Genomic DNA, 10117 nt, shown 5'->3' with positions numbered 1-10117 from the left:
CGGGGGCGTCCTGAGCCCCCCCCGCAGCGGGACGCGGTGCTGGCCGGCGCGCGAGGCGGGCCCGGAGCGGGCGGGGTCGCCCCCGAACCCCCGGCGCCAGGCCCGCCCGCCGCACCCCCGGGCGCAGCACGCGCCCCGCACCACCCGCACCCACGAACAGGTTGGACGAGTGAACACCGATCCCCTGCTGACCGTCACGGACTTCAGCGTGGTCTACGACGTCGACCCCCCGGTCGAGGCCGTCTGCGACGTCTCCTTCACGCTGCACCGCGGCGAGATCCTCGGTCTCGCCGGCGAGTCCGGGTGCGGCAAGACCTCGCTCGCGTACGGCGTCCAGCGCCTCCTCAAGCCCCCCGCCGTCATCCCGTCGGGGCACGCGGTGTTCCACGACGAGTCCGGCGAGGACGTCGACATCGCGCGCCTCTCGGAGACCGAGCTGCGCCGGTTCCGCTGGGACAAGGCGTCGATGGTCTTCCAGGGCGCGATGAACGCGCTCAACCCGGTCACCAAGATCGGCCGGCAGCTCGGTGACGTCTTCGAGACGCACCGCCCCGCGATGAGCCGCGCCGAGCGGACACGCGAGTGCGGCGACCTGCTCGACCTCGTCGGCGTGGGCCGCGAGCGCCTGCGCTCCTACCCGCACGAGCTGTCGGGCGGCATGCGCCAGCGTGTCATGATCGCGATGGCGCTCGCCCTCAAGCCGCAGCTCATGATCATGGACGAGCCGACGACCGCGCTCGACGTGCTCGTGCAGCGCGAGATCCTCCAGCAGATCTCCGAGCTGCGGAGGCAGTTCGGGTTCTCCGTCATCTTCATCACGCACGACCTGCCGCTGCTGCTCGAGATCTCCGACCGCATCGCCGTCATGCGGCAGGGTCGCATCGTCGAGCTCGACACGGCGTCGAACATCTACCACCACGCGCAGCACGAGTACACGCGCACGCTCCTCGGCTCGTTCCCGAGCCTCACGGGCGAGCGCGGCGGGTTCGTCCGCGGGCACCACGCCGGCGCGGCAGGAGGTGCGGTCGCATGACCACGCTCGAGCTCTCCCACGTCAGCAAGCGCTACCGCGTCCGCGGCGCGGGCGACCTGCTCGCCCTCGACGACGTCAGCTTCACCCTCACGTCCGGGCGCACGGTCGCGCTCGTGGGGCAGAGCGGGAGCGGCAAGTCGACGATCGCGAAGATCCTCACGCAGCTCGAGCGCGCGACGTCGGGCGACATCCTGCTCGACGGCGCACCGATCCCCCACCGGGGGCGCGCGCTGCGCCGCTACCGACAGCAGGTCCGCATGGTCTTCCAGGACCCGTTCGCCTCGCTCAACCCGTCGCACACCATCCGGCACCACCTCGAGCGGCCGCTGCTCCTGGACGACGTCGTGCCGAAGGACGAGGTCGACGACGAGGTGCACCGGCTCCTCGATCGCGTGCGCCTCGACGCCGGTGTCGTGGAGCGCCGCCCGCACGAGCTGTCCGGTGGCCAGCGCCAGCGCGTCGCGATCGCCCGCGCCCTCGCCTCGCGCCCGTCGCTGCTCATCGCCGACGAGCCCGTCTCGATGCTCGACGTCTCGATCCGTCTCGGGGTGCTCAACCTGCTCGCCGAGCTCCAGCGGGTGTCGAACCTCGGCGTCCTCTACATCACGCACGACCTGGCGACGGCCCGGCACTTCAGCGACGAGATCATGGTCCTGCACCACGGCGTGGTCGTGGAGCACGGCCCCGCGGACGACGTGATCCTCGACCCCCAGCACCCCTACACCCGCGCGCTGCGCGACGCCTCGCCGAACCCGGAGGTCCACTTCTCCGGCACCGGCCCGGCGACCGACGCGTCGAGGAGCCGACCGTGAGATTCTTCGCCCGCCGCGCCGCCTTCTACCTGTTCACGGCCTGGGCGGCCATCACCATCAACTTCCTCCTGCCGCGCATGATGAAGGGCGACCCGGTGTCGGCCTACCTGGCCAAGAACCAGGGCAAGGTCAGCCCCGAGGCGGCCGCGTCGCTGCGCACGCTCTTCGGGCTCGACGAGGACAGGTCCCTCCTCCAGCAGTACGTCGACTACTGGAGGCTGATGCTCTCCGGCGACCTCGGCCGGTCGTTCTCCAAGGGCCTCGCGCCCGTGGGCGACGTCATCGCGGTCGCGCTGCCGTGGACGCTCGGCCTCGTCGGCATCGCGACGATCCTCAGCTTCTTCCTCGGCAGCACGCTCGGTGCGATCGTCGGCTGGCGCCGCGGGAGCCGCGCCGACGCGATCGTCCCCGTCGCGACGTTCATGTCGACCGTGCCGTACTTCTGGATGGGCCTCATCGCGATCGCGGTCTTCTCCAGCGCGCTCGGCTGGTTCCCCGCCTCCCACGCGTACAGCAAGGGGGCGAGCCCGGAGTGGTCCTTCGAGTTCGCGTGGGACGTGGTCCAGCACGGCACGCTGCCCGCGCTGACGATCGTCGTCGCGTCGCTGGGCGGATGGGTCCTCGGGATGCGCAACATGCTCATCACCGTGCTCGACGAGGACTACGTGACCGTGGCCCAGGCCAAGGGCCTGAGCCCCCGGCGCGTGCTCTCGGGCTACGCGTCGCGCAACGCCGTCCTCCCCCAGCTGTCGAGCTTCGCGCTGTCCCTCGGCTTCATCGTCGGCGGCACGCTCGTCATGGAGCTCGTCTTCTCCTACCCCGGCGTCGGCAAGCTGCTCCTCGACGCCACGAACGCGAAGGACTACCCGCTCATGCAGGGCCTGTTCCTCGTCATCACGCTGTCCGTCCTCGTGGCGAACATCCTGGCGGACGTCGCGCACGCCGCCCTCGACCCCCGCACCCGCGCGACGGAGGCCTGAGCCATGACGTCCACCTCGACCTCCACGAACGGCACGGCCACCTCCGGTCCGACGGCGCCCCCGACGGCGGTCCCGACGGGTCCGCGAGGCGCCGCACCGCGCGGCCGCACGCGCTCGACCCGTCTCGGGCGGGGGTTCGCGATGTTCCGCAACGGCAAGTCGCTGACCGGCCTCGCGATCCTCGGCTTCTTCACCGTGCTGGCCGTCTTCGGCGACCTGGTCGCGCCGTACGGCCCGCTCGACAAGGACTTCTCGGCGCTCAAGCAGCCGCCGTCGGGGCAGCACTGGCTCGGCACGACCCACATGGGCGAGGACGTCCTGAGCCAGATCATCTACGGCACGCGGGGCGTGCTGGTCGTCGGCTTCGTCTCCGGCGTCATCGCGACGCTCGTCGCCGTGGCCGTGGGCGTCACGGCCGGGTACGTCTCGGGCTGGCGCTCCGAGTCGCTGTCCGCGCTGACGAACGTCTTCCTCGTGCTCCCGGGCCTGCCGCTCATGATCATCGTCGCGTCCCAGTACGAGAACCCGAGCCTGCTGCTCATCTCGACGGTGCTCGCGATCACGGGCTGGGCGTGGGGAGGGCGCGTGCTGCGCGCCCAGACCATGTCGTTGCGCAACCGCGACTTCATCCAGGCGGCGCGGGCGAACGGCGAGCCGATCCACCGCGTCATCGCCGTCGAGATGCTCCCGAACCTCACGGCCATCATCGCGTCGAGCTTCGTCGGCACGGTGACCGCCGCGGTCCTGGGCCTCACGACGCTCGCGTTCATCGGCGTCATCCCCATCACCAACCTCAACTGGGGCACCATCCTCTTCTGGGCGCAGCAGAACGGCGCCTTCCCCGACTACTGGTGGTGGTACGTCCCCGCCGGCCTGTGCATCGCGCTGCTCGGCATGGCGCTGTCGCTCGTCAACTTCGGCATCGACGAGTACGTCAACCCGCGCCTGCGGTCGGCGGGCGAGCGCGCCCGCGCGGCGCGCAGGAAGGGCTACACGGTCACGAGCGGCGTCACGACCGTGAGCGACCGGCCCGACCTCCTCGACCGGAGCGTGGCACCGCCACCGCCGGACTCCCCCGCGCCGGACGAGGCGGACACCTCGCGGATCGCGACCGACGGGGAGGACGAGGAGACCGTCGCGACGGGATGGCCGCACCGCTCGGTGTGACCGCCGTGCGCGAGAGCGGGCGGGGGCCGCTCAGCACCCCCGCCGCCGAGGGCGACCGGCTCAGACGAGGTCGCGCACGACGTCGGACCCGAGCTTGAGGATCAGCGCGCCGACCACGACGACGAACACCACGCGGACGAACCCGCTCCCCTTCGCCACGGCCATGCGCGCGCCGATGTAGGCGCCCAGCAGGTTCGCGGCGCCCATGACCAGGCCGAGGCCCCACAGCACCGCGCCGTAGGGGACGAAGAAGATCAGCGCACCGGCGTTGGTCGCGAAGTTGGCGATCTTCGCGAGGGCCGACGCGGGCAGGAACGCGTAGCCGAGGATGCTCACGAGCGAGATGACGAAGAAGGTGCCGGTCCCCGGACCGAGCAGGCCGTCGTAGGTGCCGATGACGAGCCCGATGCCCGCGGCGGCCCACCGGTGCCCGTTGCCCTCCCAGCGCAGGTTCGTCGCGTGGCCCAGCCTCGGCTTCGCGACCGTGTAGGTGGCGACGGCCACGAGCACGACGAGGATGATCGGCGTGAACAGGTCGGCGGGGATGCGGGACGCGAGGGCCGCTCCCCCGATCGCGCCCACCAGGGCGGCGAGCGCCATCGGCCCGGCGGTGCGCAGGTCGGGCCCGACGCGCCGGTAGAACGTCGCGGCGCTGACCGACGTGCCCATGATGCTCGCCAGCTTGTTCGTCGCGAGCGCCTGCACGGGGCTGATGCCGGGGACGAGCAGCAGCGCGGGGAGCTGGACGAGACCGCCCCCGCCGACGACGGCGTCGATCCATCCCGCCGTGAGCGCCGCGAGGACGAGCAGCGCGATCGTCAGGCCGTCGATCTCGAGCCCGCCGGTGGACGGGAGGACGAAGGCGGGCAGCACCCCCTAGTGGTACCACGCCGCGCGCGTCGGTCGTGCCGCAGGGAGGACCGCGACAACGCGTAACCTATCGGTTACGCTTCCTGGGTGGACGTGTTCGAGGCGCTGTCCGACCCGGTCCGGCGGGACCTGCTCCGCGCGCTGCGCCGGGGGGACCTGACCGCCGGGGAGCTCGCGGCGGCGCAGCCCACCGTGTCCCGGCCGGGCGTGAGCCGGCACCTGCGGGTCCTGCGCGAGGCGGGGCTCGTCACCGCCGTCGCGCAGGGCAGGCGCCGGGTCTACTCGCTGCGCCCGCAGGCCCTGTCGCCGGTGCGGGAGCTCGTCACCGCTCTCGGCCGGCCGGTGCCGCCCGTCCCCGCGAGAGCCCTCGACGGCCTCGACCTCGAGGTCCGCCGCACGACCCGAGAGCGCCGTGCCGACGCGGTCACGGCCCGACACGAGGAGAGCGCATGAGCGACCCGACGACCCCGACCGGCCCCGGTGCGGCCGGTCCCGTCCCGCGCGGGACGGTCGAGCACGGACCGGCGGGCCCGGAGCTCGTCCTCACGCGCACGTTCCGCGCCGCGGCGGCCGACGTGTGGGCGAGCCTCACCGAGCCGGAGCGGCTCGCCCGGTGGATCGGGTACTGGGAGGGCGACCCCTCGACCGGTCGCATCCAGTTCTTCATGACCGCGGAGAGCGACGACCCGGAGCCGGAGGAGTACCGCATCACCCGGTGCGAGCCCCCGCACCGGTTCGCCGGGGACACGTCCGTGGGCGACGAGACCTGGCACCTGGCCTTCGACCTCGCCGAGGAGGACGGGGTCACGACCCTCACGTTCCGCCAGGTGCTCGGCCCGTCCGACGACGCGCGGAACATCGGCCCGGGATGGGAGTACTACCTCGACCGTCTCGTCGCCGTAAGGGAGGGACGCGACGCCGCGACCGTCGAGTGGGAGCCCTACCTCGCCGACCTCGCCGACCACTACGGTCGGGCGGCGGACGCCTCGTCCTGATCGGAGGGCGGACGCCGCGGCTCAGGACTGGAGGGCGTCGTACTCCGCCTCGGCCGCGACGTCGTCGTCGACGTCGAGCCGCAGGTGGGCGAGGGCGCTCTGCAGGACGCGCAGACCGCTCGCCGCGCGCTCGCCCCACAGGGACACGTAGGAGAACTGCCACCACCACAGGCCCTCGAGCTCGCGCCCCGCCTCGAAGTGCTGCAGGCCCTTCGCGAGGCACTCGGCGACGCACGCCAGGTCGCCGGACAACGACGCCGCACCGACCTCGGCGCCGACGAGCGGGTCGGTGATCTCCACGTAGTCGTCGAAGCCGTCGAACAGCCGGGACAACGCGGTGCGCAGGGGGTCGAGGTCGGTGTCCGGGCCGGCGTCCGGCTCGAACCGCTCGACGGGCACGACGTCGCCCATCGCCCCCAGCCGCGCGCCCACCGCCAGGACGTCGGACAGCGCGAGAAGAAGGAGCGGGAGCACCGCCCCCGGCGTCGCTCCCGCCGCGACCTGCGCCGTCGTCGTGAGGTACGCGCGCGCCTCCGCGGCGGTCTCCTCGGCGATCTCGCGCAGCTCCGGGTCGTGCTGGATCTCGCCCATGCCGGTCCCTTCCGTCAGCCGCCGATCAGGCGACGCCCCTCGAACGCCCGCCCGAGGGTCACCTCGTCGGCGTACTCCAAGTCTCCCCCGACAGGTAGTCCGGAGGCCAGGCGGGTCACGCGCAGCCCCATGGGGCCGAGCATGCGGGCGAGGTACGTCGCGGTGGCCTCGCCCTCGACGTTCGGGTCGGTCGCGAGGATGACCTCCGTGACCTGGCCGTCCGCGAGGCGCGTCATGAGCTCCGCGATCCGCAGGTCGCCCGGTCCGACGTTCTCGATCGGGTTGATGGCGCCGCCGAGCACGTGGTACTTGCCGCGGAACTCCCGCGTGCGCTCGATCGCGACGACGTCCTTGGGCTCCTCGACGACGCAGATGACGTCGACCGAGCGCCGGGGGTCGGCGCAGATGCGGCACTGCTCGGACTCCGCGACGTTCCCGCACGTCTCGCAGAACCGGACGCGCGCCTTGACCTCCGTGAGCGCGTCGACGAGGCGCCGCACGTCGACGGCGTCCGTCGCGAGGAGGTGGAACGCGATGCGCTGCGCGCTCTTGGGCCCGACGCCGGGGAGTCGGCCGAGCTCGTCGATCAGGTCCTGGACAGCGCCTTCGTACACTCCCCCAGCCTACGGGGCCCGGCCCACACGACCGGGACGCCGCTCAGGACGACGCGACGAGGGACGACCGACGTGGGACGTCGGGTCGTGGTGCCGTGCACCGCGCGGCACGGTCAGGCGCCTGGGTCCTGGATCTCCTCGACGATCTTCCCGTCGAGCAGACGCACGACGAGCTGCGCGCCGACGAGCCCCGTCGACACGATGTCCGGGTCGTCGGCGGAGGGTGCGTCGTCCTCCGGCGCGACGCGCACGGGCGCCGCCGCCCGCACGGAGGCGCGGCGCTCGGCCTCGCGACGCTCCGCGGCCTGCCGGGGCGTCTCGCCCGTCGGGTGCGACGTCGGAGTCGCGGCGCGCTCCGGCTCGACGACCGGCTCCGGCTCCGGCCCGTCGTCGAGGTCCGCGGGCGGCTCGGACAGCGTCGCCCCGGCGAGCCAGGCCTCGTCGGCCGCGTCGCCCGACGCGCTCGGCCCGGGGTTCGCCGCGACGCCCCCCGACGTCGCGCCCGGCGCCGACGGGATGCCGGACGACGCGCCGCCGCTCCCCCCGCTGCCCGAGGCGGGGGCCACCGCGATCGTCGCCGGTGCACCGGCGAGCCACGCCTCGTCCGCCGCGTCGACCACGGTGGCCAGAGGCGGCGGCTCCTCCTGGAGGACAGGCCGCTCCTGCAGCGCCACGGCACCGCCGCCCGGGGCGTCCAGCACCGCGGTGGCGGAGCCGACCGGCGAGCCCGCGTGCGTCGGGACCGCGCTCGCCCGTGCGGGAGAGGCGGCTCCCGCCGACGGGGCGACGTCGTCACCGGACCGGGGAGCCGCGGGGCCCGACGCCTCGGCGGTCCACGACGACGGCTCGACGTCGGCGCCCGCGTCCGGCGAGGCGGTGCCCCCCGGACCCCCGGGGTCGGCTCCGGGAGCGGGGCCGCCTCCGCCGTGACCCGGTCCCTCCTCGGCGAGACGGGCCTCGACCCGCAGCTGGAGGCCCAGGGTCTGGTAGACGGCGTCCTGGACCGCCGCGGTGTGCCGTGAGGAGGAGAACGTCCGCGCGAGACCGGGCGACGGGAACGACAGGAACAGCACGTCCGGGTGCAGCTCCGCCACCTGGGCGTTCATGCTCACGAGCGACCACGTCGCACGGCTCGAGCTCAGCGTCTGGAGGACCTCGGGCCAACGCCGCCGCAGCTCCTCCGTCGTCATCGACGGTGCTCCCGACGGCGCTCCCGACGTCGTGCTCGGCGGGACCACGGTCGCGAGCGGCGTCTCCGCGCGCTGCTCGACCGGAGCCGGGGGCTGCTCCGCGACGGCCGACGGGCGGGACCCTTCGTCGTCGTCCGACGGGCGGGCCGCCTCTGCGGCCGACCCGGCGCCCCGCTCGTCGGCCCCGGGTCCGGGAGAGGCCGGCTCCGCGGTCGAGTCGGCCGGCTCGGCCGGCACGGCGTCGTCGGCGGTGTCGGTCGCGTCGGCGGTGTCCGTCGCGTCGGCGGTGTCGGTCGCGTCGGCGGTGTCGGTCGCGTCGGCGGCGTCGGTCGCGTCGGCGGCGTCGGTCGCGTCCGTCGTCCCGGCGTCCTCGACCGTCACCGCGGGCGCCGGCGTCGCCTCGATCTGCTCGCCCCGCTCCGGCACCGGGACGGACGCGGCCGCCGGCGACGGCGTGCCGGCGACGGACGGGGACGGCGCGGCCCTGCCCGGGCGCAGCGCAGCACGGACGGCGGCGGCCCCGGTGAGGCCCGGCTGCGGCGCGGGAGCGAGGGGGTCGGCCGCTGCGGCGGCGGGCACCGGACGCACTGTGGCGACCGGCCCCGGTGCGACGGGACCCGGGGCGGCGGGGACGGGGACGACCGGTGCCGCGCCGAGACCGCCGCGCTCGAGGCGGTCGAGGCGCGCCGCGAACCCTGCGGCGCCGTCGTCGGCGCCGGGCAGGAGGAGCCGCGCGACGAGCAGCTCGAGGTGCAGGCGCGGCGACGTGGCCCCGGCCATCTCGGTGAGCGCCGCGTTGACGAGGTCGGCGGCGCGCGAGAGCTCGGACATCCCGAGGTTCTGGGCCTGGGTGCGCATGCGGGCGAGCTGGTCGGCCGGGTGGTCGCGCAGGACCGCCTGCGCCTCCTCGCCCGAGACGGCGATGACGATGAGGTCGCGCAGGCGCTCGAGCACGTCCTCGACGAAGCGGCGCGGCTCGTGGCCCGTCGCGATCACCTGATCGACGACGCGGAAGATGCTCGCGCCGTCGCGTGCCGCGAGGGCGTCCACGACGTCGTCGAGCAGCGTGGCGTGCGTGTAGCCGAGCAGCGCGACGGCGCGCTCGTAGTCGACCTGCCCGTCCTCCGCACCGGCGATGAGCTGGTCCATGACCGACAGCGAGTCGCGGACGCTGCCGCCGCCCGCACGCGTCACGAGCGGGAAGACGCCCGAGCCGACCCCGACGCCCTCGGCGGTGCAGAGCTCCTCGAGGTACGGGCCGAGCACGTCCGGCGGGACGAGCCGGAACGGGTAGTGGTGGGTGCGCGAGCGGATGGTGCCGATGACCTTGTCGGGCTCCGTCGTCGCGAAGACGAACTTGATGTGCTCCGGCGGCTCCTCGACGATCTTGAGCAGCGCGTTGAACCCCGCGGGCGAGACCATGTGCGCCTCGTCGATGATGAAGATCTTGTACCGGTCGCGCGTCGGGGCGAACGTCGCGCGCTCGCGCAGGTCGCGCGCGTCGTCGACGCCGCCGTGCGACGCCGCGTCGATCTCGACGACGTCGAGGCTGCCCGGACCGCCGCGTGCGAGGTCGACGCACGACGGGCACTGCCCGCACGGGGTGTCGATCGGGTTCTCTGGCGTGTTCTGCGCGCAGTTGAGCGTGCGCGCGAGGATGCGCGCGCTCGTCGTCTTGCCGCAGCCGCGCGGGCCGGAGAAGAGGTACGCGTGGTTCACCCTGCCGCTCCGCAGCGCCTGCATGAGCGGCGCGGTCACGTGGTCCTGACCGATCACCTCGGCGAAGGTCTCGGGCCGGTAGCGGCGGTACAGGGCGGTGCTCACCCCGGCCACTCTAGACGTCGCGACCGACAGGCACGAGACCG

At 73.9% G+C, this 10117-nt stretch carries 10 protein-coding genes; 6 read left to right on the top strand and 4 right to left on the bottom strand.

Annotated elements, in window-relative coordinates; genetic code table 11:
* The first annotated feature begins 169 nt into the window (after positions 1–169).
* From ACWPWV_RS20125 to ACWPWV_RS20110, 4 genes are read left to right on the top strand one after another with little or no spacing between them, the layout of a single operon-like run.
* Positions 170–1033: an ABC transporter ATP-binding protein gene (locus ACWPWV_RS20125; RefSeq protein ID WP_454044744.1), complete on the top strand. Its 864-nt coding sequence runs from the start codon at positions 170–172 to the stop codon at positions 1031–1033.
* Positions 1030–1845: an ABC transporter ATP-binding protein gene (locus ACWPWV_RS20120; RefSeq protein ID WP_454044743.1), complete on the top strand. Its 816-nt coding sequence runs from the start codon at positions 1030–1032 to the stop codon at positions 1843–1845. The genes ACWPWV_RS20125 and ACWPWV_RS20120 overlap by 4 nt, the downstream gene beginning before the upstream one ends.
* On the top strand, positions 1842–2825 hold the full coding sequence (locus ACWPWV_RS20115; RefSeq protein WP_454044742.1) for an ABC transporter permease: 984 nt from the start codon (positions 1842–1844) through the stop codon (positions 2823–2825). Before ACWPWV_RS20120 ends, ACWPWV_RS20115 begins: the two co-directional genes overlap by 4 nt.
* A 3-nt stretch (positions 2826–2828) precedes the next feature.
* Entirely contained in the window at positions 2829–3992 is a 1164-nt protein-coding gene (locus ACWPWV_RS20110) for an ABC transporter permease (protein WP_454044741.1), read from the top strand.
* 60 nt (positions 3993–4052) lie between these two features.
* On the opposite strand, the gene ACWPWV_RS20105 is transcribed toward ACWPWV_RS20110, so the two are convergent.
* On the bottom strand, positions 4053–4865 hold the full coding sequence (locus tag ACWPWV_RS20105) for a TSUP family transporter (RefSeq protein WP_454044740.1): 813 nt from the start codon (positions 4863–4865) through the stop codon (positions 4053–4055).
* Between the two features lie 84 nt (positions 4866–4949).
* On the opposite strand from ACWPWV_RS20105, the gene ACWPWV_RS20100 reads away from it, so the two are divergent.
* Together ACWPWV_RS20100 and ACWPWV_RS20095 are read left to right on the top strand one after the other, a co-directional pair.
* Positions 4950–5315, top strand: a complete 366-nt coding sequence (locus tag ACWPWV_RS20100; protein WP_454044739.1) for an ArsR/SmtB family transcription factor — start codon at positions 4950–4952, stop codon at positions 5313–5315.
* Positions 5312–5857, top strand: coding sequence for an SRPBCC family protein (locus ACWPWV_RS20095; protein ID WP_454044738.1), 546 nt, complete (start codon positions 5312–5314; stop codon positions 5855–5857). The genes ACWPWV_RS20100 and ACWPWV_RS20095 overlap by 4 nt, the downstream gene beginning before the upstream one ends.
* 21 nt (positions 5858–5878) lie before the next feature.
* Here the strand turns inward: ACWPWV_RS20095 and ACWPWV_RS20090 are convergent, their stop codons facing one another.
* The 3 genes from ACWPWV_RS20090 to ACWPWV_RS20080 form a co-directional block, all read right to left on the bottom strand.
* Positions 5879–6448, bottom strand: coding sequence for a DUF5063 domain-containing protein (locus ACWPWV_RS20090; RefSeq protein WP_454044737.1), 570 nt, complete (start codon positions 6446–6448; stop codon positions 5879–5881).
* 14 nt (positions 6449–6462) lie between these two features.
* On the bottom strand, positions 6463–7062 hold the full coding sequence (gene recR / locus ACWPWV_RS20085) for a recombination mediator RecR (protein WP_454044736.1): 600 nt from the start codon (positions 7060–7062) through the stop codon (positions 6463–6465).
* Positions 7063–7175: 113 nt separating this feature from the next.
* A complete protein-coding gene (locus ACWPWV_RS20080; protein ID WP_454044735.1) occupies positions 7176–10076 on the bottom strand; it encodes a DNA polymerase III subunit gamma and tau in 2901 nt (966 codons plus the stop codon).
* Positions 10077–10117 lie beyond the last annotated feature (41 nt).

Source organism: Cellulosimicrobium sp. Marseille-Q8652 (assembly GCF_965112045.1).
The sequence above is the reverse complement of the archived record's forward strand: the minus strand, read 5'-3'. Positions and strand labels throughout refer to the sequence as shown.

Bases quoted from the DNA above. Each gene is read 5' to 3' on its own strand.
- ACWPWV_RS20095 (WP_454044738.1), top strand. From the start codon at position 5,312: ATGAGCGACCCGACGACCCCGACCGGCCCCGGTGCGGCCGGTCCCGTC.
- ACWPWV_RS20110 (WP_454044741.1), top strand. From the start codon at position 2,829: ATGACGTCCACCTCGACCTCCACGAACGGCACGGCCACCTCCGGTCCG.
- ACWPWV_RS20090 (WP_454044737.1), bottom strand. From the start codon at position 6,448: ATGGGCGAGATCCAGCACGACCCGGAGCTGCGCGAGATCGCCGAGGAG.
- ACWPWV_RS20120 (WP_454044743.1), top strand. From the start codon at position 1,030: ATGACCACGCTCGAGCTCTCCCACGTCAGCAAGCGCTACCGCGTCCGC.